21 protein-coding genes are annotated in these 24148 nt (G+C 40.0%); 7 read left to right on the forward strand and 14 right to left on the reverse strand.

What is annotated here, in order from left to right; translation table 11 throughout:
* Nucleotides 1-36: 36 nt before the first annotated feature.
* The 8 genes from galU to BKK47_RS01050 form a co-directional block, all read right to left on the reverse strand.
* Nucleotides 37-924, reverse strand: coding sequence for a UTP--glucose-1-phosphate uridylyltransferase GalU (galU, locus tag BKK47_RS01015; protein WP_077493082.1), 888 nt, complete (start codon nucleotides 922-924; stop codon nucleotides 37-39).
* A gap of 19 nt (nucleotides 925-943) precedes the next feature.
* The gene (gene csrA / locus BKK47_RS01020; RefSeq protein ID WP_077493083.1) at nucleotides 944-1135 is read right to left on the reverse strand and encodes a carbon storage regulator CsrA; all 192 of its coding nucleotides are present in this window, start codon (nucleotides 1133-1135) and stop codon (nucleotides 944-946) included.
* A gap of 84 nt (nucleotides 1136-1219) precedes the next feature.
* A complete protein-coding gene (alaS, locus tag BKK47_RS01025) occupies nucleotides 1220-3844 on the reverse strand; it encodes an alanine--tRNA ligase (protein WP_077493084.1) in 2625 nt (874 codons plus the stop codon).
* Nucleotides 3845-4107: 263 nt separating this feature from the next.
* On the reverse strand, nucleotides 4108-4533 hold the full coding sequence (gene uspA, locus BKK47_RS01030; protein ID WP_077493085.1) for a universal stress protein UspA: 426 nt from the start codon (nucleotides 4531-4533) through the stop codon (nucleotides 4108-4110).
* Nucleotides 4534-4626: 93 nt separating this feature from the next.
* Nucleotides 4627-5925 (reverse strand): Xaa-Pro aminopeptidase, encoded by a 1299-nt coding sequence (gene pepP / locus BKK47_RS01035; protein WP_077493086.1) that lies wholly within the window; start codon nucleotides 5923-5925, stop codon nucleotides 4627-4629.
* Between the two features lie 29 nt (nucleotides 5926-5954).
* Nucleotides 5955-6503 (reverse strand): YecA/YgfB family protein, encoded by a 549-nt coding sequence (locus tag BKK47_RS01040; RefSeq protein ID WP_077493087.1) that lies wholly within the window; start codon nucleotides 6501-6503, stop codon nucleotides 5955-5957.
* A gap of 113 nt (nucleotides 6504-6616) precedes the next feature.
* On the reverse strand, nucleotides 6617-8260 hold the full coding sequence (groL, locus tag BKK47_RS01045; RefSeq protein WP_077493088.1) for a chaperonin GroEL: 1644 nt from the start codon (nucleotides 8258-8260) through the stop codon (nucleotides 6617-6619).
* A 74-nt stretch (nucleotides 8261-8334) separates the two neighbouring features.
* A complete protein-coding gene (locus BKK47_RS01050) occupies nucleotides 8335-8625 on the reverse strand; it encodes a co-chaperone GroES (protein WP_077493089.1) in 291 nt (96 codons plus the stop codon).
* A 225-nt stretch (nucleotides 8626-8850) separates the two neighbouring features.
* Here BKK47_RS01050 and aspA point away from each other — a divergent pair, with 225 nt between their 5' ends.
* Nucleotides 8851-10269 (forward strand): aspartate ammonia-lyase, encoded by a 1419-nt coding sequence (gene aspA, locus BKK47_RS01055; protein WP_077493090.1) that lies wholly within the window; start codon nucleotides 8851-8853, stop codon nucleotides 10267-10269.
* Nucleotides 10270-10506: 237 nt separating this feature from the next.
* Here aspA and pckA read toward each other — a convergent pair whose 3' ends face one another.
* Together pckA and BKK47_RS01065 are read right to left on the reverse strand one after the other, a co-directional pair.
* Nucleotides 10507-12123 (reverse strand): phosphoenolpyruvate carboxykinase (ATP), encoded by a 1617-nt coding sequence (gene pckA / locus BKK47_RS01060; RefSeq protein WP_077493091.1) that lies wholly within the window; start codon nucleotides 12121-12123, stop codon nucleotides 10507-10509.
* 181 nt (nucleotides 12124-12304) lie between these two features.
* The gene (locus tag BKK47_RS01065; RefSeq protein ID WP_077493092.1) at nucleotides 12305-14620 is read right to left on the reverse strand and encodes a Tex family protein; all 2316 of its coding nucleotides are present in this window, start codon (nucleotides 14618-14620) and stop codon (nucleotides 12305-12307) included.
* A 111-nt stretch (nucleotides 14621-14731) separates the two neighbouring features.
* Here BKK47_RS01065 and greB point away from each other — a divergent pair, with 111 nt between their 5' ends.
* Nucleotides 14732-15211: a transcription elongation factor GreB gene (gene greB, locus BKK47_RS01070; RefSeq protein ID WP_077493093.1), complete on the forward strand. Its 480-nt coding sequence runs from the start codon at nucleotides 14732-14734 to the stop codon at nucleotides 15209-15211.
* A gap of 51 nt (nucleotides 15212-15262) precedes the next feature.
* Here greB and BKK47_RS01075 read toward each other — a convergent pair whose 3' ends face one another.
* On the reverse strand, nucleotides 15263-16165 hold the full coding sequence (locus tag BKK47_RS01075; RefSeq protein WP_077493094.1) for an AraC family transcriptional regulator: 903 nt from the start codon (nucleotides 16163-16165) through the stop codon (nucleotides 15263-15265).
* 196 nt (nucleotides 16166-16361) lie between these two features.
* On the opposite strand from BKK47_RS01075, the gene hchA reads away from it, so the two are divergent.
* The 3 genes from hchA to BKK47_RS12645 are packed head-to-tail and all read left to right on the forward strand — an operon-like array spanning nucleotide 16362 to nucleotide 18303.
* Entirely contained in the window at nucleotides 16362-17231 is an 870-nt protein-coding gene (hchA, locus tag BKK47_RS01080) for a glyoxalase III HchA (RefSeq protein WP_077493095.1), read from the forward strand.
* 48 nt (nucleotides 17232-17279) lie between these two features.
* Nucleotides 17280-18122: an NAD(P)H-quinone oxidoreductase gene (locus tag BKK47_RS01085; protein WP_244149092.1), complete on the forward strand. Its 843-nt coding sequence runs from the start codon at nucleotides 17280-17282 to the stop codon at nucleotides 18120-18122.
* Entirely contained in the window at nucleotides 18112-18303 is a 192-nt protein-coding gene (locus tag BKK47_RS12645) for a zinc-binding dehydrogenase (protein WP_244149093.1), read from the forward strand. Before BKK47_RS01085 ends, BKK47_RS12645 begins: the two co-directional genes overlap by 11 nt.
* Before the next feature lie 43 nt (nucleotides 18304-18346).
* Here the strand turns inward: BKK47_RS12645 and BKK47_RS01090 are convergent, their stop codons facing one another.
* Nucleotides 18347-18658: a DUF5389 family protein gene (locus BKK47_RS01090; RefSeq protein ID WP_077493096.1), complete on the reverse strand. Its 312-nt coding sequence runs from the start codon at nucleotides 18656-18658 to the stop codon at nucleotides 18347-18349.
* Between the two features lie 133 nt (nucleotides 18659-18791).
* Between BKK47_RS01090 and BKK47_RS01095 the strand changes: the two genes are divergently transcribed.
* Complete coding sequence (locus BKK47_RS01095) at nucleotides 18792-21287, forward strand: class I adenylate cyclase (protein WP_077493097.1); 2496 nt, start codon at nucleotides 18792-18794, stop codon at nucleotides 21285-21287.
* Between the two features lie 129 nt (nucleotides 21288-21416).
* Complete coding sequence (locus tag BKK47_RS01100) at nucleotides 21417-22046, forward strand: response regulator (RefSeq protein ID WP_077493098.1); 630 nt, start codon at nucleotides 21417-21419, stop codon at nucleotides 22044-22046.
* Between the two features lie 57 nt (nucleotides 22047-22103).
* Here BKK47_RS01100 and BKK47_RS01105 read toward each other — a convergent pair whose 3' ends face one another.
* Together BKK47_RS01105 and envC are read right to left on the reverse strand one after the other, a co-directional pair.
* On the reverse strand, nucleotides 22104-22946 hold the full coding sequence (locus BKK47_RS01105) for a divergent polysaccharide deacetylase family protein (RefSeq protein ID WP_077493099.1): 843 nt from the start codon (nucleotides 22944-22946) through the stop codon (nucleotides 22104-22106).
* The coding region (envC, locus tag BKK47_RS01110) for a murein hydrolase activator EnvC (protein ID WP_077493100.1) at nucleotides 22946-24148 on the reverse strand (1203 nt) is incomplete at its 5' end. The genes BKK47_RS01105 and envC, both read right to left, overlap by 1 nt.

The raw sequence follows: 24148 nt of genomic DNA on the forward strand, positions 1-24148 counted from the left end.
AAAAAGCGGTAAAATTAACCGCTCTTTTTATGACTTTTATAAGTTCTTTGCAAGATTTTTAATAAATTTCTTAAAATCTTTACCTAGTTTTTCATGCCGAATACCGTATTCAACAAAAGCCTGCATATAACCGATTTTATCGCCGCAATCAAAAGAGTTACCAGTCATGTGGAATGCTTCGACAGTTTCTTTTTCGATCAGCATATCAATTGCATCGGTTAATTGAATCTCATCACCTACACCAATTGGGGTTTTTTCTAATAAATCCCAAATTGCAGAAGAAAACACGTAACGACCTACTACAGCAAGGTTAGATGGTGCATTTTCAATCGAAGGTTTTTCAACGATATTTTCAATTTTAGCACTTTCCCCATCTTTGAGTTCTACATTACCACAATCAACGATACCATAACTACTCACGTCTTCTTGGGCAACGGGTGCCACCATAATTTGACTAGAAAGCGTTTCATTAAAACGTTTAATCATAGCGGATAAATTTTCTTTTTTCTGATTTGCACTAAAATCGGCAAGTAATACATCAGGTAGAACAACAGCAAAAGGTTCATCTCCTACTACCGGGCGACCACATAACACAGCATGACCTAAACCTTTTGCATTACCCTGACGTACATGTATAAGGGTAACATCTTTAGGGCAAATAGAACGGACTTCCTCTAAAAGTTGGCGTTTTACACGTTTTTCCAACATTGTTTCAAGCTCAAAAGATGTATCAAAGTGGTTCTCTATAGCATTTTTTGAGGAATGAGTAACGAGTACAATTTCTTTAATACCGGCAGCAACACATTCATTTACTACATATTGGATTAGTGGCTTATCTACTAATGTAAGCATTTCTTTTGGAATTGCTTTTGTAGCAGGTAACATACGAGTGCCTAAACCGGCAACTGGAATAATGACTTTCATATATTAAAATCCATAATAATTAAGATAAATCATTAGAAGATTCATCTTGTTTCTTTTTTATTTGTTGGTAAATCTCTTCTCGGTGAACAGATATTTCTTTAGGCGCTTGTACACCGAGCTTTACTTGGTTTCCACGTACACTTAACACTGTGATAGAAATATCATCTCCAATAAGTACACTTTCGCCAACTTTACGAGTTAAGATTAACATTCTTTATCCCCTTAGTTTGCATTTATTAGATATCCCTATCTATCAAGGAAAAGTTGGCATCCCTCCAACCAAGGCTTGTACTAACTACAGCTTTTCGTTTAGCCAGTTCTGTGCAATAGTTAAGGCCTGTGCCACATTCTCTGGTTGGGAACCTCCGGCCATAGCCATATCAGGGCGACCACCACCTTTACCGCCAACCTGTTGAGCCATTAAATTCACGAGTTCACCGGCTTTTATTTTAGAGGTTAAATCGTTTGTTACACCAACAACAAGGTTAACTTTTTCATCTAAAATCGATGCAAATACGATAATACCTGAACCCAGTTGATTTTTTAAGTCATCGACCATCACCCGTAGTGATTTTGTTTCGATACCATCTAATTGATGAAGGATGACTGAAACACCGTTAATTTTGACCGCACTTTTGGCTAAATCAGAACCGGCTTGCACTGCCGCTTTCTCTTTTAAGCCTTGGAGCTCTTTTTCTAGTTTTTTTGTTTTATCCTGATATTGCTGGATTTTATCTACAAGAGTATTTACGTCGGATTTTAGTAATTCTGCGCTTTGGTTCAAAATACGTTGTTGTTTTAATATCCAATTCATCGCATTTTCACCCGTTACTGCTTCAATTCGGCGAACCCCTGCGGCAACGGCTGTTTCTACCGTAATTTTAAATAACCCTATATCACCGGTTCGTTTGGCATGAATACCACCGCATAGTTCAATGGAGAAATCTCCCATTGTTAATACCCGAACCTGATCGCCATATTTTTCACCAAACAGTGCCATTGCTCCTTTTTCTTTTGCAGCTTCAATTTCCATAATTTCTGTTTGAATTGGGAAGTTTGCCCGTATTTTTTGGTTTACAAGACGTTCTATATCGGCTAACTCCTCTTTGGTGATTGCTTCAGGGTGTGAGAAATCAAAGCGTAATGCTTTTTCTGAAACTAAAGAGCCCTTTTGTACAACATGAGTACCCAATAATTGGCGTAATGCAGCATGTAATAAGTGCGTTGCAGAATGATTAAGAGAAGTTCGATGACGGCGTTCAACATCAACAACCGCATTCACTATTTGACCAACAGAGAGTGTTCCCTGTTCTAACTCACCAATATGACCAAATACTTGACCATATTTTTGTGTATCTTTTACGTTAAAGGCGATACCTTGCGCCAGTAAATGACCACTATCACCAATTTGCCCCCCTGATTCCGCATAGAATGGCGTATTTTCTAATATCACGATTGCGCTTTGCCCGGATGAAATTTGTTCTACCGATTTACCATCATGGAAAAGTGCGGTCACTTTTGCCAATGATTCTGATTCGGTATAGCCTTCAAATTTTGTTTCACCCTCAACACGAATGATATTATTGTAATCCACACCGAACTGACTTGCTGCTTGGGCACGGGTACGTTGTGCAGCCATTTCCCGCTCAAACCCTACTTCATCGATAGTAATGTTACGTTCGCGACATACATCAGCGGTTAAATCTAATGGGAAACCATAGGTATCATAAAGTTTGAAGGCGACTTCACCGGAAAGCACCCCGTTTTTCACTTCAGAAAGCGCGTCATCCAAAAGAGTCAAACCACGTTCCAATGTGCGTGCAAATTGTTCTTCTTCCAAACGTAGTAATTTTTCAACATTTGCCTGTTTTTCTTTGATATCTTGGCCTGCGTCAGCCATCACTTCAATTAAAGTTGGTACAAGTTTGTAGAAGAAAGCTTCTTTTGCACCGAGTAAATGTCCATGACGCACTGCACGGCGGATAATGCGACGCAATACGTAACCGCGTCCTTCATTTGATGGGATCACACCATCAGCAATTAAGTAGGCACAAGAACGAATGTGATCTGCAATCACACGTAATGACTTATTGGTTAGATCGGTTGTACCAACAATTTCTGCCGCTTTTTTGATTAATGTTTTAAAAATATCAATATCGTAGTTTGAATTTACATGTTGCAGCACCGCAGCAATACGTTCTAAACCCATGCCGGTATCTACGGATGGACGTGGTAATTTTTCCATTGTTCCATCGGCTAAGCGATTGTATTGCATGAATACAACGTTCCAAATCTCGATATAACGATCACCGTCTTCTTCAGGGGAACCCGGGGGGCCGCCCCAAATATGCTCACCATGATCGTAGAAAATCTCGGTACAAGGACCGCAAGGACCGGTGTCTCCCATCGCCCAAAAATTATCTGAGGCATAAGGTGCGCCTTTGTTGTCGCCGATTCGAATAATGCGCTCTGTTGGCACGCCAACTTCTTTATTCCAAATATCGTAAGCCTCATTATCCGTTTCATAAACGGTTACCCATAATTTTTCCTTTGGTAACCCAAGCCATTGCGGAGAGGTTAAAAACTCCCATGCAAAATGAATCGCATCTTGTTTAAAGTAATCACCAAAGCTAAAGTTCCCCAACATTTCAAAAAAAGTGTGGTGGCGGGCGGTATAACCTACATTTTCTAAATCATTATGTTTACCGCCGGCACGTACACAACGTTGTGCGGTTGTCGCACGTTTGTAAGGGCGTTTGTCTAATCCTAGGAATACATCTTTAAATTGGTTCATTCCTGCGTTGGTAAAAAGTAGCGTTGGATCATTTTCAGGTACAAGCGAGCTACTTGCGACCACTTGGTGTCCTTTACTATGAAAGAAATTAAGGAACGATTGTCTAATTTCCGCTGTCGTTTTCATCATAAACCCGTTGTAAAAGTAATTTAAAGTAAAAAATAAAACGTATTATTGTTGCATATTTTTTCAGTTTATAAAAAGGCTTTTTGCTTGTGATTATCTAATGTTGTTTGTTATTTGAGCGATTTATTGTTTTTCTTGAAGAAAAATAATCAAGCAAAATTTTCACCGAAATCTAAAAAATAAAAACCGCACTTCATTACATGATATAAAGAAGTGCGGTTGAAATTTATTTATTTTTTATTTTAAAAACAAGCAAGTGCTATTTAATCGTCAAGAAGTGGAACAACTAACATATCAATTTTGATCGTGTTCATTACTTGGCGTGTTGAAGACATTAATTTACTCCAAAAGTCTTGGTGATGACCTGTAACCAATAAATCAACATCGTATTGTTCTATTGCGTCGGTAAGCACCTGCCCTAGATCGCCACTACCACTCAATTTTTCCAAAATAGGATAATCGGCTTCTTCTGCGAGTTCCAATAATGCTTTTTGGGTTTCGCTTGAAATTCGATCTTGCATGGAATACATATTGACATCAATCAATCCGGTATAAAGATCCGAAAAGTTTACATCTACATGGATAATTGAAAGTTTTGCATCATGGCGTTTTGCTATACCCGCTGCTTTTTTAACCAAGAATTCACTTTCATCTGAAAGATCCACTGCGACTAAAACATGTTTATACATAATCGACTCCTTATCTGATGGACTTATTTTATTCAATAGGATAGTAGCATTTCACTGCTCAAAAAAACTTGCTCTAGATCACATTTTGGGAAATTACCAGTCTTTTTTCATCAGTTTTTCAATTTCTTCGATCTCTTTTGGCACGGCTGCCGTCAAGATTTTATTGCCGTATTCCGTCATTAATAAATTATCTTCAATGCGTACCCCAATGCCTTTATATTGTTCCGGTACATCGGCATCTTCGGATATATACAGACCGGGCTCTACCGTAATGACCATGCCAACTTCTAAAGTGCGGTTGCGTTCTTCGCCATATTCACCTACATCGTGTACATCCAGCCCGAGCCAATGACCTAATCCGTGCATATAAAATTGGCGATAGGCTTTCTGTTCAATGAGGTCCTCTACATTACCACGTAAAAGACCTAACTCAACCAAACCCTGTACTTTTATACGAATGACCTCATCATTCGCTTTTTTTATTGAATTACCCGGGATCAATAATTCAATAGCCCGTTTTTGTGCTTTTAGGACGAGTTCATAAATGTCGCGCTGAGCTTGGGTAAATTTTCCGTTTACAGGGAATGTTCTTGTGATATCACCGGCATACATCGCAAATTCACAGCCGGCATCAATTAAGACTAAGTCACCATTTTTCAAAGGTTGATCGTTTTCTGTGTAGTGTAAAATACAGGCATTATTGCCTCCGGCAACGATGGAATTATAAGAAGCAAAACGTGCACCATGACGATTAAATTCATGCAAAATTTCACTTTCAATTTCATACTCGAAGCGATTAGGACGGGTTTCTTGCATTGCTTTGATATGAGCCAAGGCGGTAATTTGCCCGGCTTGCTGCATTAAGCGAATTTCATTGAGGGATTTAATCAGGCGCATTTCACTAATGATAGGGCGCCAATCTAAAATTTCCGTAAAATTAACCGCACTTTCCGAAAGTAATTTGTCCTCCCATAAATGAAGCTCCGGTGCATAGTAAAGTGCGGTTAGATTTTCGGTAATTTTAGGAAAAACGGCATTAAAATCATCTATAGAATATGCCTCATTTATATTGAGTTTTTCAGGGGCCCGTTCTACGCCTAAACGACGTCCATTCCAAGTTTCAAGTAAAGGATCTCGTGGTCGAAGAAAGAGGATTGTTTTTTCGGATTGTGCTGTTTTCATCAATAGCAAGGCGGCATTTGGTTCATTAAAACCGGTTAAATACCAAAAATAGCTGTCTTGGCGAAAAGGAAAAGTACAATCGTTGTTACGGCGTTTTTCAATTTCAGAAAACAGTAACAAAGCAGAATTAGGCTGCATTTTTTCCAAAACCTGTTTCCGGCGTTCCGCAAATTCTTGTTGAGGCAATTCAGCCATATACGCAAGATCCATTTTTCTCTCCTTTTATGTGTGTTTTTTAATTAGTGTAGTATTGGTTTTCCCGTGTTGGAGGCTTGATTAAATTGAGTGTAAAACAATGTTGCGATGGTTCGCACATATTCAATAATTTCTTCAAGTGCTTCGCTCATTTCTTCTTCATCGTCGTCTTCATCATATCCTAATTGGCAAATATCATGTAAATCCTCAACGGCTTCGCCGATTTCACCTTTTTCTTTATCTAAATAAGGTTGAGCTAATCCCAAACCCAGTAAAAAATGATTTGCCCATTCAGATAAGCTGTCTGCTCGGGCGAATACGTTTTCGTTTTCAGTTAAGCCTAATTCAAAAGAAAAACTTTCAACATCCGCTAATGTTTTGGAAATGGTTTGATAAATCTCATTGATCTGTTCTAAAAGTGCGGTCGGATAAGCGTGATTATCGTGAGTAAATTGGTAGAGTAGTGGTTGCCAACTTTGATCTTTGATACCACCACAAACTAAGCCACTTAAGAAACCGTGAAGTTCTGTTGCATTAATACCGATACCGGCAGATTTGAGTTGTTGATTAAGTTCGCTTTGAGATGTTGTCATTATTGATTCCTGTGATAAAAATTCTTTTCAGTGTAAACCTTTATAAATAAAAAAGCGATCGCTTTTCCATGATAGAAAAACGACCGCACTTTTTTATTTTGTTACAGGGGGGATTACATCATTCCGCCCATTCCACCCATGCCGCCCATTCCGGCACCAAGATCTGCTTTTTCCTCTTTTGGAAGCTCGGTAACCATACATTCGGTGGTAATCATTAAGCCTGCTACCGATGCGGCAAATTGCAATGCAGAACGGGTGACTTTTGTTGGATCTAAGATACCCATTTCTAACATATCGCCGTATTGTTCAGTGCTTGCGTTATAACCGAAGTTGCCTTCGCCTGCTTTTACCGCACTTGCCACAACAGAGGCTTCTTCACCGGCATTGGTGACGATTTGACGTAAAGGTGCTTCCATCGCACGTAATGCGAGTTTGATCCCCACATTTTGTTCTTCATTGTCGCCTTGTAGGTTTTCTGCTACTTTGGAGGCAGCACGCACTAATGCTACACCACCACCGGCTACAATACCTTCTTCTACCGCTGCACGGGTTGCGTGTAAAGCATCATCCACGCGGTCTTTTTTCTCTTTCATTTCCACTTCAGTTGCTGCGCCAACTTTGATTACCGCAACACCGCCGGCTAATTTAGCCACACGTTCTTGAAGTTTTTCTTTGTCATAATCAGAGGTGGATTCTTCAATTTGTTGACGAATTTGTGCCACACGACCATTAATTTGCGTTTGGTCACCGATACCGTCAATAATGGTCGTATTATCTTTGTTGATCACGACACGTTTTGCCTGACCAAGATCTTCTAATGTCGCTTTTTCAAGCTCCATACCAATTTCTTCAGAAATGACAGTACCTGCGGTGAGAATCGCAATATCTTGTAACATCGCTTTACGACGATCACCAAAGCCCGGTGCTTTTACTGCCGCTACTTTCACAATACCGCGCATAGTGTTCACCACTAAAGTAGCAAGCGCTTCGCCTTCCACATCTTCTGCAATAATTAACAATGGCTTACCGGCTTTCGCCACGGCTTCTAATACCGGTAATAATTCACGAATATTAGAGATTTTTTTATCGACTAATAGAATGTATGGGTTGTCCAATTCAACGGTTGCGGCTTCCGGTTTATTGATGAAGTATGGGGAGAGATAGCCACGGTCGAACTGCATTCCTTCTACAACCGCTAATTCATCTTCAAGACCTGTACCGTCTTCCACTGTAATTACACCTTCTTTACCCACTTTTTCCATCGCCTGTGCGATTAACTGACCCACAACGCTGTCAGAGTTTGCAGAAATAGTCCCTACTTGTTCGATTTCTTTTGAAGTTTCGCAAGGTTTAGAAAGGTTTTTAAGCTCAGAAACCACCGCACTTACGGCTTTATCAATCCCACGTTTTAAATCCATTGGGTTCATTCCTGCCGCTACTGCTTTTAATCCTTCGCTCACAATAGCTTGAGCAAGGACAGTTGCTGTCGTTGTACCATCACCTGCTGCGTCATTGGCTTTAGAGGCAACCTCTTTCACCATTTGTGCACCCATATTTTCAAATTTATCTTCTAATTCAATCTCACGCGCGACGGATACCCCATCTTTAGTGATAGTTGGTGCACCGAATGATTTATCTAAAATCACATTACGACCTTTCGGGCCAAGAGTGACTTTTACTGCGTCCGCTAATACATTCACGCCTTTCAACATTTTTACGCGTGCATCATTACCAAATTTTACATCTTTTGCTGCCATTTTATTTTTCCTTTTCTTCCAGAATTGTAGGTTTCAGCCTATTTGTTTTTGGATTGAGTAAAATCTATTCAATCTTATTCTACAATTGCCAAAACATCGCTTTCAGAAATGATTAACACTTCTTCACCATCGATTTTTTCGCTTTTCACACCATAACCATCATTGAAAATCACTGTATCACCTACTTTAACATCTAGAGGTTGAACTGTGCCGTTTTCCAAAATACGACCTTTTCCCACCGCTAATACTTTTGCACGGGTGGACTTTGTCGCCGCAGAACCGGTTAATACGATACCGCCTGCTGATAAGGTTTCAATTTCTTCACGTTTGATAATCAAACGATCGTGTAATGGACGAATATTCATGATTAATTTCCTTCTCTTAAAAAATGTGAAATTCTCACTTTATATGGGAATGAAAATTTTGCTTTCAAGAGGAGATTTTAAAAAATTTTAGCCCTAAAAAAACTAATTTGAATGATGAAAATATATCTTGAAATCTCATATCAGAAATGTGATCTCAATCAATTTTTTTCTTGTGAAAATTTCTATAATAACCACAAATTAATCAACTCAAGATAGGGGATCAACATGACACAATTTAGAAAAGAAGTCGATTTATTGGGTGAACGTGAAGTACCGGCAGAGGCTTATTGGGGCATCCATACATTAAGAGCGGTTGAAAATTTCAATATTTCTAATGTAACCATTTCCGATGTACCGGAATTTGTACGAGGTATGGTAATGGTAAAAAAAGCGACTGCTTTAGCGAATGGCGAATTAGGGGCAATTCCTGCGGACATCGCAAAAGCGATTGTTTCTGCCTGCGATGAGATTTTAACGACCGGCAAATGCCTCGATCAATTTCCTTCGGATGTGTATCAAGGCGGCGCAGGTACTTCTGTAAATATGAATACTAATGAAGTGGTTGCGAATCTTGCTTTGGAAAAACTAGGGCATCAAAAAGGGGAATATCAATTTTTAGATCCAATGGATCATGTAAATGCCAGTCAATCGACTAACGATGCTTACCCTACCGGTTTTCGTATTGCCGTATATAACAGTATCTTAAAGCTCATTGATAAAATCCAATATTTACAAGACGGGTTTGAAAATAAAGCGAAAGAATTTAGTAATATACTGAAAATGGGGCGTACTCAGTTACAAGATGCCGTACCAATGACAGTGGGACAAGAATTTAAAGCTTTTGCCGTATTGCTTGAAGAAGAAGTACGCAATTTAAAACGCACTGCTGAATTGTTACTTGAAGTAAACCTCGGTGCAACGGCAATCGGTACCGGTTTAAATACGCCGCAAGGCTATGCTCCGCTTGCTGTGAAATATCTTGCCGAAGTAACTGGGTTACCTTGCGTGTTGGCTGAAAATTTAATTGAAGCCACCTCCGACTGCGGTGCTTATGTCATGGTGCATAGTTCACTAAAACGTACCGCAGTGAAACTTTCTAAAGTATGTAATGACTTACGTTTACTTTCTTCCGGTCCGCGCGCAGGCTTAAAAGAAATCAATCTTCCTGAATTACAAGCCGGTTCTTCTATTATGCCGGCAAAAGTAAACCCTGTTGTACCTGAAGTGGTAAACCAAGTTTGCTTTAAAGTGATTGGTAATGATACTACTGTGACTTTCGCATCAGAAGCCGGTCAATTACAATTAAACGTGATGGAACCGGTAATAGGTCAAGCTATGTTTGAATCTATCGACATCTTAACCAATGCCTGTGTAAATTTACGTGATAAATGTGTTGATGGCATCACGGTAAACAAAGAAATTTGTGAAAACTATGTCTTTAGTTCAATCGGCATTGTGACTTATTTAAACCCATTCATCGGTCATCACAATGGTGATTTAGTGGGTAAAATCTGCGCAGAAACCGGCAAAAGTGTGCGCGAGGTCGTATTAGAAAAAGGATTACTCACTGCAGAGCAGCTTGATGATATTCTCTCTGTCGAAAACTTAATGAATCCGACTTATAAAGCGAAATTAAATAAATAGTTTCATAAGTTAAGCGAACCAAGAGTGCGGTCAAGATTTTTGACCGCACTCTTTTATTGCTAAAAAACAACGGTAGTTTGTGGTGGTTTTGCCAAACCTAATATTTGTAGGAACACTGTGTTAAACGTAGGTGATTAATTTATTCGAGATAAGTATTCTGTAATTTTAGTCAGAATATTCTAACGAAAAGAAAAAACCGCACTCAAAAGTGCGGTTGATTATTTAGATATTTTTTGATTACGCTTCAGGACCTGCTGAGATTAATGCTTTACCTTCAGCATTGGTTGCATATTTTTCGAAGTTTTTCACAAAACGACCCGCTAAATCTTTTGCTTTTGCTTCCCATTGAGCTTTATCTGCATAGGTATCACGCGGATCTAAAATCGCAGAATCGACGCCCGGCAACGATTTTGGAATCGTTAAGTTAAAGATTGGTAATTTACCCATTTCCGCTTTTTCGATTGAACCGTCTAAGATCGCATCAATAATACCACGGGTATCTTTGATAGAGATACGTTTACCCGTGCCGTTCCAACCGGTATTGACTAAATAGGCTTCTGCACCGGCCGCTTTCATTCGTTTTACTAAAACTTCGGCATATTGTGTTGGGTGAAGAGTTAAGAATGCTGCACCAAAACAGGCAGAGAAGGTTGGTGTCGGCTCGGTAATGCCTCGTTCCGTACCTGCCAATTTTGCCGTGAAACCAGATAAGAAATAATATTTGGTTTGTTCCGGTGTTAATTTAGAAACCGGTGGTAAAACACCAAAAGCATCAGCCGTTAAGAAAATAACTTTGGTTGCATGACCCGCACGGGAAACCGGTTTGACAATGTTGTCGATATGATAGATCGGGTAAGATACACGTGTATTCTCGGTTTTTGAAGCGTCATCAAAATCAATGGAGCCGTCTGCACGTACAACAACGTTTTCTAATAATGCATCACGACGGATTGCTCGATAAATATCCGGTTCATTTTCTTCAGAAAGATGAATGGTTTTGGCGTAACATCCCCCTTCAAAGTTGAAGACGCCTACATCATCCCAACCGTGTTCATCGTCACCGATTAATTCACGTTTCGGATCGGTAGAGAGCGTGGTTTTACCGGTACCGGATAGACCGAAGAAAATAGCGACATCACCGTCTTTACCAACATTTGCAGAGCAGTGCATTGCCCCTACACCTTTTAACGGAAGGAAGTAGTTCATCATGGAGAACATACCTTTTTTCATTTCACCACCGTACCAAGTACCACCGATTAATTGAATTCCTTCAGTTAAGTTGAACGCAACAAAATTTTCAGAATTTAAACCTTGTTCTTTCCAGTTTGGATTTGTTACTTTTGAACCGTTCATCACGACAAAGTCAGGTTCAAAGTCTTTTAGTTGTTCTTCCGTTGGACGAATGAACATATTTTTCACAAAGTGCGCCTGCCATGCTACTTCAGTCACAATACGGACGGCAATGCGATCTTTTTCGCTTGCTCCGCAGAAACCATCAACGACAAATAAACGTTTACGGGATAATTGATTGGTTACCAACTCTTTAAGACTTTGCCAAGTGGCTTGATTCATTGGTTTATTGTCGTTTTTAGCAGCATCAGATGTCCACCAAACGGTATCTTTGGTTTTTTCATCTAAAACAATATATTTATCTTTCGGGGAACGACCGGTAAAGATACCGGTATCAACGGCTACGGCGCCGGTATCGGTTAATGTCCCTTTTTCAAAACCCTCCAATCCGGGTTTGGTTTCTTCCTCAAATAATTGCTCGTAGCTTGGGTTATAGACAACTTCTTTTACGTCATAAATACCAAGGGTTTCAAGCGCTTTAATTACTTTGTTTAAGTCTGTCATAAGTCACCTCTGTATAAAAGATTAAAATTTAGCTACGCGCTATTTTAAAGAAAGTAAATCAGAAAAAATGTTAACTTGATCTCATTTTTGAAAATTCACATTAATTTCTACCTATTTAGAGTTGGTTTGACGGACGAAATGAAAAAATAAGGGGAATATTACATTCCCCTATAAATATCGATTATTTTTTCCAATTTTTTAGTGCATTTGCGAAGGCATTCCCCATCATACTGTTATTTTGGCTGCGTGAATGGCGATCTTGATGTGTCGTATTAGGCTTCGATCTGGTCGATAAAGTGCGGTCGGATTTATCAGTATTTTTTACCGCACTTTCATCCAATCGCATTGTCAGTGCAATGCGTTTACGCGGTATATCCACATCTAATACTTTGACTTTCACAATATCGCCGGTTTTCACTACTTGGTGTGGATCTTCTACAAATTTGTCGCTGAGTGATGAAATGTGTACCAACCCGTCTTGATGTACGCCGATATCGACGAATGCGCCAAAATTGGTGACATTCGTAATTGTGCCTTCTAAAATCATACCGACTTTTAAATCGGTGATTTCTTCCACGCCTTCAATAAAGGTGGCGGTTTTAAATTCACCACGAGGGTCACGTCCCGGTTTTTCCAATTCTTTGAAAATATCTTGCACCGTTGGTAACCCAAAACGTTCATCGGTAAATTGTGCGGCGTTAAGCTGACGCACCGTATGGCTTCCCATTAATTCTTGAATGGATTGTTGGGTCGCTTGTAAGATTTTTTCTACCAATGAATAAGCCTCTGGATGAACCCCTGACGCATCCAGTGGATTTTTTCCGTCTGCAATTCGCATAAAACCGGCACATTGTTCAAAGGCTTTTGGTCCCAAACGAGGTACTTTTTTCAGTTGTTCACGGCTGTCAAAGCGACCGTTTTCATCACGATAAGCCACAATATTTTGCGCTAAGGTTTTTGTCATTCCGGCGACTCGGGCAAGTAATGGTGCGGAAGCCGTATTCAAATCAACACCCACTGCATTTACGCAGTCCTCTATCACCGCATCTAATTTACGGGCTAATTGGGATTGGTTGACATCGTGTTGGTATTGCCCCACGCCAATCGCTTTTGGTTCGATTTTCACCAGTTCCGCTAACGGGTCCTGTAATCGGCGGGCAATGGATACCGCCCCACGCAAGGAAACATCTAAATTTGGAAATTCATTGGCGGCAAATTCGGAAGCGGAATAAACCGAAGCGCCCGCTTCGCTCACTACCACAGTCTGCGGTTTATTTTCTTTGATTTCTTTAATCACTTCTTTCGCAAAACGTTCCGTTTCACGAGAGGCCGTGCCATTACCAATGGCAATAAGTTCCACATTATGCTGGCAAATCAAGCCAAATAAGGTCATTCGCGCTTCACTCTCACGACCGGTGTGAGGATAAATGGTCGCTGTATCCAATAATTTCCCTGTGTTATCCACCACGGCAACTTTCACCCCGGTGCGTAACCCCGGGTCAAGCCCCATAGTATTTTTTGACCCGGCTGGTGCCGCCATTAAAAGAGCGGTCAGATTTCGGGCGAAAACATCAATGGCTTCTTCCTCCGCTTTTTCACGCAAGGCACTCATTAATTCTGTCTCTAAATGCAGAGAGACTTTAATTTTCCACGTCCAAGCAATGACTTGTTCACGCCATTTATCCGCCGGCAGACCGTTTAAACGAACGCCCAAGTGTTCTCGGATAATTTCTTCACAATAACTGTGGCGTGTTCCTTCTTCTGCATCGGGATCCGCATTTAAGGTAAGCTGTAAAATGCCTTCATTACGCCCTCTGAACATCGCCAAAGCACGGTGCGAAGGCACATTTTTCAATAATTCCTGATGGTCAAAATAATCTTGGAATTTTGCCCCTTCTTGTTCTTTACCTTCTACCACTTTTGCTTCAATTTGTGCATTTTGCTGTAAATATTGACGCACTTTTGCCAATAATTGTGCATCTTCGGCAAAACGTTCCATTAAAATATAGCGTGCCCCGTCTAACGCAGCTTTCGTGTCCGCTACGCCTTTTTCGGTATCAACGAAAGAAAGTGCGGTCGTTTCCGGATCATTTTTTGGCTCGTTCCAAAGTAACTCTGCGAGTGGCTCAAGCCCTGTTTCAATGGCAATTTGTCCTTTCGTGCGGCGTTTAGGTTTATAAGGTAAATAGAGATCTTCAAGCTCGGTTTTACTTTGAGTCGCTCCAATTTGCGCACGTAATTCATCGGTGAGTTTGCCTTGTTCCTCAATGGATTTCAAAATACTTTGACGGCGTTCTTCAAGTTCACGTAAATAGCCTAAGCGGGTTTCGAAATGGCGGAGTTGAGTATCATCTAAACCGCCTGTCACTTCTTTACGATAACGTGCGATAAATGGAATGGTGTTACCGTCATCCACGAGTTGAATGGCAGCAAGAATCTGATTGGGTGCAACATTAAGTTCTGTTGCGATAATTTGACTGATTTGTTGATTTAACATCGGAATACGTCTTTGTTGAAAATAAAGTTAATGAAAATCGGGCATAGAATACTGGTTTTGATACCTTGGCTCAAATATAATTCAATAAATTTTCCGACCTTATATAAATAAATGGCAAAATCAAATTACATCACACTCCAAGGCTGGAACGCTTTGGACAAAGAACTCAAATTTTTGTGGAAAGAGGAACGCCCAAAAGTTACCCAAGCGGTTTCTGATGCCGCCGCTTTAGGGGATCGTAGTGAAAATGCGGAATATATTTACGGCAAACGCCGATTGAGAGAAATTGATCGACGTGTGCGTTTTCTCACAAAGCGTTTAGAGGTCTTACAAATTGTGGATTATAACCCGAAACAAGAAGGTAAAGTCTTTTTTGGAGCTTGGGTGGAACTAGAAGATGAGCATGGCGAGGTGAAACAATATCGCATTGTGGGTTGTGATGAATTTGATCCGGCAAAAAATTGGATTTCTATTGATTCCCCTGTGGCTAGGGCTTTGATTGGTAAAAGCATTGATGATGAAGTCACAGTGGAAACGCCTTCCGGACGTATAGCCTTTTATGTGAATCGTATTTGGTACGAGGAAGGTTAAGAATTTAGTTAAAGTGCGGCTGAAATTTAAGGAAAATTTTAACCGCTCTTTTTATTCGAGCCGATCTTCTTTTGCTGTTACCCCAAAAAATCGTTTATATTCACGAGAAAATTGTGAAGGACTTTCGTAACCGACTAAGCTTGCTGCTTCAGCAATCGGGCGTTTTTCTTGCAAAATCAACACGCGGGCTTGTTGTAAGCGTAACTGTTTTTGGAATTTCATAGGGCTAATGCCGACAATGGCGCGGAAACGTTGGCGGAAGGCTGATTCACTCATCAGTGCTCGTTCAGCAAGGCTTGAAAGTGTATTTTTTGATTGTGGATGGAGCTTCATCCATACCATTGTTTCAATAATTTTATGTGTTGCAGTGCCATCTTTAAGTAATGTCCCCAACTCTGGATGAGCATGAAAAATCCGTAAAGCAATTTCATGTTTAATCAGTTCTGCAAGAGGCTGGATAAGTGCTTCCTCTTGCAGTGTATCCACAAGTCGGGAAAGGCTTTCAAGCAGTTTTTCATTGGCATCAAACAGGTTGAAAATACGATTGGGCGTATTTTGTTGCTGCGTATTTTTATTGCTCAATTCCAATGTACACGCCAAGTGAGAAAGTTGGTTAAAATCAAATTCTAACGCTAAACCTAAAAAAGGCTTGTTGAGTGAGCATTCCGGCATATAAGCAAAGCCTGAAATATTTGCACCAATAAACAAAATCTGGTCTACTTCATAACAAATATGTTCGTTCCCCAGAGAAATTTCCTTCCGTCCTTGAAGTGCAACGACAATACCAAGCGGTTGCACGCAAGGTAATGAATAATTCGGATTGTCGTGGCGATAAAAACTCAAGCCTTCTATTTTAGTATGAATGCGTCCTTCTTTCGGCGTATAAGGCAAAACTTTTGTAACCAGTTGATCGTAAAGTGCGGTCAATTTCTCGGGTGTTTTTGAAATTGTCATTTTCTACAATAAATAATGAACTAAATTTTCTGAAAATTTTAATTGAAATCAATGTAAGAGTAGAGTTCTAAATTTAAAATTTATCAAAAAAGGCAATAAAAATATCATTTTAGGCAAGTGCTTTGTATTTAGGTTTCGTTATAATATGCGACGGTTCTATACAACCGTATAAACAATAGCAAATTAGGAGCTTTACATGACTGAATTAAGCAAACAACCTGTACGTGATTTTGCAGAACACAATGCTTATTTCCCATCAGAATATTCATTATCACAATACACTAGTCCAAAGACTGATTTTGACGGTGTGAAATTTGAGACTACCTATAAAGGTGATAAAAAAGTATTGATGATTGCCACCGATGAACGCTATTTACAAATGCAAAACGGTAAATGGTTCTCAACCGGTAACCACCCGGTGGAAACGTTACTACCAATGCTTCATATTCATAAGGCTGGTTTTGAAATTGACGTGGCAACCCTTTCAGGTAATCACGCAAAATTTGAAATGTGGGCAATGCCTGCGGAAGATCAAGCCGTAGCTGAAATTTACAATGAATACTTACCGAAATTAGATAAACCGGCAAAATTAGCAGATATCATTGATGAAGTTACCGCTGAAAATTCACCTTATGCGGCAGTGTTAATTCCCGGCGGTCACGGCGCATTCAATAAAATTCCGGAAAGCCGTGAAGTAAAACGCATATTAGATTGGGCGATGGCGAATAACAAATTTATCATTACCCTGTGTCATGGACCGGCTGCATTGGTGGCAGCTACAATTGATAAAAATGACGCTGATTTTCCATTCAAAGGATATGAACTTTGCGTATTCCCTGATGCACTGGATGAAGGTGCGAATATTGATATTGGTTATATGCCGGGTAAATTACCTTGGTTACTGGCTGCTCGATTAGAGCAATTAGGTATGAAAGTGATGAACCAAGGGATTAGCGGTCAGGTTCATAAAGATCGTAATCTGCTTACCGGAGACAGCCCGCTTGCCGGTAATAAACTAGGGATTTTAGCCGCGGAAGAATTGTTAAAATCTGTTGGTTTAAAATAATTTCTTTCCCTCAATGCCGTTGATTTCAGCGGCATTTTTGTATCTGAAATGTTCTTTCTGATTAACCGTAATAATTGGTTAGATTCTATGCATCAAATGAAACAAATTAATATGTATGAAACAGGCGATCCTAGTGTACTCTTCATTGAAACGGCAGTTGTTCCAACACCTAAATCCGATGAATTACTCATTAAGGTTGCTTTCGCGGGAGTAAATCGTCCGGATATTATGCAACGACAAGGCTTATATTCGATGCCGAAAGGCGTAACACCGATCATGGGGTTGGAACTGTCTGGTGAAGTGGTGGCATTAGGAGAAAATGTAAAAAATTTCAATATCGGTGATTTTGTTTGCGCTTTAACGGATGGTGGCGCGTATGCCGAATATTGTGTAGTCAAAGCAGGACAAACTTTGCCGATTCCGCAAGGCTATACTCTACAAGAAGCCGCAATGTTACCGGAAACGTTTTTCACAGTGTGGGCGAATCTCTTTATGCAACACCAGATGAAACAAGGGGAAAGCCTGCTTGTGCATGGTGGAACCAGTGGTATCGGGATCACAGCACTGGCAATCGCAAAAAGCCTTGGGATAAAAACTTTTGCGACGGTGGGAAATGCAGAAAAATGTAAAGTTGTGGAACAACTTGGGGCAATTGCAATCAATTATAAAACTGAAAATTTTGTGGAAACGATTCGTCAACATCAAACGGGGGTTGATGGCGTATTGGATTTAGTGGGGGCAAGTTATTTTGAGCAAAATCTTGAAATTCTCAATAAAGACGGGCGCATTTTCCTTATCGGTTTTATGGGGGGAAGTATTGTAGAACAGGTTGATTTACTCAAAATTGCCGTGAAACGTGCTACGCTCACCGGTTCTACCCATGCGTGGTAGAACAACGGAAGAAAAATCGGTGATTGCTCAATCTTTATTGGATAATGTATGGGAAAAACTCTCCAACAATGAGATTGCCAAACCAATCTTACATAGGTGCTATGATTTCAGAGAAGTGGAGCAGGCACATAGAGAAATTGACAAAGGCACACATATTGGGAAGATTTTATTGGCGTTTTAATGTGCCAACGCTTAATAAAGTGCGGTCGGTTTTGGTGGATTTTTTAACGACTGACCAAACAAATATAAATTAAAACACCATAAAAAACGACTGCACTTATCGTGAGTAAACATTCGGCAAGTGAAGGGCGTCTAGCGTGTAATTTATACAGTAAACGGGCAATAACGGTGAGAATAAAAGGATAGATCCAAAATAGGGTAGAGAACAGATTGATCTGCCTTTCCGTTAATGCCTGATTTTGAGAGAAATGGGAGGAGATGAGCAAGGCGAGAGGCCAAAGCAAAACCGGCATGCAAAAGGCGGCAAGCCCCCAAGCAAATTTACTAAACTTTGTTGGCATAGCGGGTTGTTTCATAAGGTAAATTCCACAATAAAAGAGTAACGTGGGAAATATAGCAAATACGCCTAAGATTGGGTAGTGATTCTTTGCTTTAAGCGCCTTAAAATGGTAAAGTGTTAATAACTTTTTCCATTCGGTAGGATGCCGCTTGAAATACGATCTCAATCGAGCAAAAAAATGTGTGGAAATTCTTGATAAGCGTCGTTTGGAACGTGCGCTATCGGGATCCGGTGACGGGTTTCAACATGTTTTATCTCTGTTTCCTTTATTGTTTCAATTGAACCATCCGAGTTTATCTGGTTATATGGTGCAATCCCCTTGTGGTATCGCAAATTTTAAGCTATCAGATTATCAGCAACAATTCCTTTCATCCGAATATCCTGAGCTTTATGAGCAAATAAAAGAGCAGCCTTATAATGATAACCCGTCTATTTTAGGGATTTATGTGATGGGGAGTTTCGGATCTATTAGTCAAAGCCGTAGCTCTGATGTGGATACATGGATCTGCTGTCGTGACGATTTAACGGAAAATGAACGGAATTTATTAGAACAAAAAGCCCAGAAAATCAAAGAATGGGCAATGCAGTTTGAAGTTGAAATTAATTTTTATCTGGTTGATCAACAACGTTTCCGCCATGAATACTACTCCGAACCTTTGACGAGCGAAAACAGCGGTTCGGCACAGTATATGTTATTGCTTGATGAATTTTATCGCTCTGCTGTGCGTTTGGCTGGGAAACCGTTACTATGGTTACATTTATGGGTAGAAAATGAAGCGGACTATGAAAATGAAGTGAAAACACGTATTCAAGACGGCTTACTTGATCCGCAAGATTGGGTTGATTTTGGCGGATTGGCGCAGTTTTCGGCGAAGGAATATTTTGGTGCGGGTTTATGGCAACTTTACAAAGGAATTGATTCACCTTATAAGTCCGTACTGAAAATTTTGTTATTGGAAGTTTATTCTAAAGAATACCCGAATCCTCATCTTATTGCCCGCCAGTTTAAAGAAGATCTTTTTTCCGGCAACACTACGCCCCCACATCATTTTGATCCTTACATTGCGATTCTTTCCAAAGTGACGGATTATTTGACCGCACTTTCTGAATTTAAACGTCTTGATTTTGTACGTCGCTGTTTTTATGTCAAAGTGACAGAAGATTTAGCGTTATATAAAACCAATAACTGGCGTACTAATTATATGCGGATTTTGGCTCAAGAATGGGGGTGGAGTACCGAACAAATTCACGAGTTGAATTATCGCCCGTTCTGGAAAATTAAACGTGCCAAAGAAAGCCATGATAACTTAGTGAAATTTTTGATGCTGAGCTACCATAATTTGGTGAATTTTGCCCGTAAACATAAAATTAACTCAAGTGTCGTACCACAAGATATTAATGTTTTGACACGTAAACTTTATACGACATTTGAAGAACTGCCGGGCAAAGTGATTTTACTTAATTCGCAGATTTCTCGTAATTTATCCGAGCCGGATATTTCATTTTTAGAAGTCCGAGGTAATAAGCATTTCCAAGATGGTTGGTATCTTGTTAATAGACCGCCAAATGCGATGATGTTTTCTCAAAATCGTATTATTGAATACAATAAAAGTCTCAATAAACTGGTTGCTTGGGCTTATTTTAACCGATTACTCACTGCAGAAACGCAACTTCACTTATTTAGTCACTCTATTGAGATTGAAACTCTACGTAACTTTGTAGCAGATCTCAGACTATCTTTTTCACGAGAAACATTGGTTATAGGTGGTGATATTTCGGTGACAGCTTGTGAAATTCGTAATATTGTTATTGCTGTGAATTTAACTTCCGATCCCACCACACGTATTACTGAGTTTAAAGATAGTCTTTCAGCCTGTGATTTATTCAGTTTTGGGCCGTTAGAACAAAATCTTGTGGGGAGCATTGATTTTACTTATCGCAATATATGGAATGAAATCCGCACACTGCACTTTGAAGGTCCAAATGCTATCTTAATTGCTTTAAAAGTGCTATCAAATAAAATTTATCGGAATACGAACCATCCCCCTTCTGTACAGGTTTTTTGCTATAGCCGACACTATCGCCGGACATTGCGTAATCTTGTGAGCTCTTTAGTAAATCGCTGTATAAGCATTCAACTTGGTCGCCCGTCTCGCATTCCACGCTTGCGTGTGGCTGGAAAAAATTGGCAATTTTTCTTTGAAGAAAGTGGATTGAGTTTGCAAGAGGTAGAAAATAACGCTCAAAGTGCGGAGGATTTTGACGATGTTTTACAACGTCCGGTCGATGAAAAAAGTGAGGTTTATAGCAAAGATCGCCAATATCCGATTGAAATTGATCTTTTGGTGAGAGAAGGTTTCCTGCAGTTTTTCTTTGAAGATAATGCAGATAATACTTTTAACGTATATTTACTGAATGAAACTAACCAGTTAGAAATTTACCGTCATTGCGAGGGCTCAAAAGACGACAAAGTAAAACAGATTAACCAGCTTTATCAAGCTTTAGAATCAGGTGATGAAAATCCATATCATATTGAGTCTCGTAATTTTAATTATCCTCAGTTTTATCAAATTCAACGTAATGACCAAGGGAATGTGCAAATTCAGTCCTTTAAGTATCAACAAATTACACCGACAGCATATTAGAAGTCGTAAAATGATGAGATAGATCAAATTTCCTGAATTTCTTGATTGGAGGATAGGGAAAATCCCGATAAAATGAACGATTTTGGGGTGAATGGTTAATAAATTTTATTGTTCACTGATGGGGGCGACATGCAAGAAAAATTGAAGGTTTTACTTATCGACGACCATCCGTTAATGCGTCGGGGTATCAAACAACTCATTGAATTAGAGGAAAATTTTGAAGTTATCGCTGATGTGGGGAGTGGTACGGAGGGTATTTCCGTTGCATTACAAACATCGCCGGATTTAATTATTTTAGATCTTAATATGAAAGGACTTTCAGGGTTGGATACACTGAAAGGTTTACGTGCAGAAGATGTTGATGCACGTATTGTTATTTTGACGGTATCGGATGCAAAAAATGATATTTTTGCCTTAATTGATGCGGGAGCGGACGGTTATCTGTTAAAGGATACGGAACCGGAAATCCTACTTGAAGAAATCAAACGCATTGCAAAAGGTGAGGTTATTTTAAGTAACTCAATTAAAAATTTATTAATTGAACGTGAGCATTGTAGAGATCCGATGGATTTATTAACTGATCGTGAAATGGGCGTTTTACGTTTAATTGCTACCGGATTATCAAACAAACAAATTGCAGGACAGCTATTTATTTCCGAAGAAACGGTAAAAGTCCATATTCGTAATCTGTTGCGTAAATTAAACGTGCATTCCCGTGTGGCAGCCACAGTATTATATTTTGAGTACAACGGACGCTAATATTGCTATCAGATAAAAGTGCGGTCAGAAAAACATTAAATTTTATGACCGCACTTTTTATTTTGGTACACCACGCAGTAATGGAACGGGTTCGTAGGGTGCTGTTGATGTAGGGGCAGGAATATCGCTAAACAGTAAAATAAACGGTTTTGGTGGTACTATGTGCTCGTTTCTCCATAAACTTCCCATTCCGACAAGCTGAATATCAGAGGGTAAATGGCGCAAATTTTGTTGCAATACCGCAACGGTGTTTTTACGCGGATGCCCGATAGCGATTGCCGTACCATGCTTTCTTGCATATTGAATGGCGGCTTGAAATTGGTGCTGCACATCAGAAAATTCATTGCTGTCATCTAAGAAAATATGGCGGTCTAACGAACGAACCCCTTGCTCTTTGGCAATTTTGCCGGCAACGGATCGGCCAATCGTGCGACTATCTAAGAAGAATAAATGCTGTGTACGAAGTGCATTCATTAAATGTGTCATTAGCGGCGTGTCAGCAGTGGCGGCACTGCCCATATGATTATTCATACCGATTGCGTGGGTAACAATATTTTTTGCCTTTTGAACGCGGTTTATCACCTGTTCTGCTGACATTCCTAAATGCAATCCCCCTTCTTCAATTTTTGTTTGCTTCAAAGGCTGCATCGGCATATGAATTAGAATATCACGTCCTTGTTTTTTTGCTTCTTGGTTACGGGCTTGGGCATAGGGCGCAGAGGGAATAATTGCCACGGAAATTTCACGTGGCATAGCAAAAATTGCAGCATCTTCTTTGGGGTGGTAGCCCACATCGTCAATAACGATGGCAAGTTTGCTTTGTGCGAGTGTAAATGTAGAGAAAAGTGCGGTAGAAAAAACGACGAGATTTTTGACCGCACTTTTAAATGCTATATTCATTATTTAATCCATCCGGCAGGGTTCACCGGCACGCCTTTTCGACTGATACCGAAATACAATGCAGGGCGGGAAATTTCACCGGTATTGCCTACCTGTGCAATAGTTTGACCTGCTGAAACAAGTTGGTTGGGTTTGACAAAAACGGCTTGGTTAAAACCATACAAACTCAGATCGCTGTCACCGTGTTTGATGATAACCATATAGCCATAACCGGTAAGTTGTCCGGCTAAAATGACCCGGCCGTTGGCTATGGCGCGAACCGGCGTACCGTTTGAGGCGGCAATTACCATACCTTTCCAGCGAGCCTCACCGGCTTGAGTGGAACCAAAAGCATAAAGCGTCGAACCGTTTACCGGTTTATTATATTGACGGTTTGCCGCTCCTAAACCACTGGTACTGTTAATCAAACGACGTTCTTGCGCAGTCGGAGTATAAGGTTTGGCGGTTCGTTTCTCCTCTGCTTGTTTACGTTGCGCCAGTGCTTCCCGCTCACGTTGTTCTTGCTGACGTGCGGCTTGCTCGGCACGTTGAATCTCTTGCTTCAATGCCGTTTCGTTTGCCCGTAAACTTGCTAATCTATCCTGATCTTTATTGATATTTTTATTAATTTCATTCAATGTTGATTGCCGTTCACGCTGAATTTTTTCTAATTCTTGCTGTTGTTTTTTCTGTGTGGAAAGTTGATCCCTGTGATTTTGTTGTTGCCCTAGGATCGCCTCTTTTTGTTTAACAATTTGTTCCTGTGTCGCTTGAAGATTGGTAATCATCTCAATACGGGCTTGGTTTAAATGCTCATAATAAACTTTCATTCTCGCCGCTTTCTTGGCATCTTCCGACAACATTCTTTCCAAAGCGGAAGGGTTTAACCCCGAACGGTAAATGACGTCCATTTGCTTGGCGAGTTTTGCTTTTTGTTCTTCTTCTTGCTTTTCTAGTCGTTTGATTTGTTTATCGGCTTCTGAAATTTGCTTACGGATTTCTTTTAAACTTAATTCGGTTTCACGTAACTCGCCAGCAACCGCATTAATTTTGCTCTCTTGATTTTTTAAGGTGGACTGAAGTTTTGCCTGCTCACGTTTTTGTTTGGCAAGTTTTGATTCTTGTTGCTTAATTTGCTGCTGGATTTGGTTGAGGTCATTGCCATAAGCGGCTGATGAAAATCCTATAAGTCCACACGCAATGAAAAGTGCGGTCGATTTTGA

The organism is Rodentibacter mrazii, assembly GCF_001998825.1.
GTDB lineage: Bacteria > Pseudomonadota > Gammaproteobacteria > Enterobacterales > Pasteurellaceae > Rodentibacter > Rodentibacter mrazii.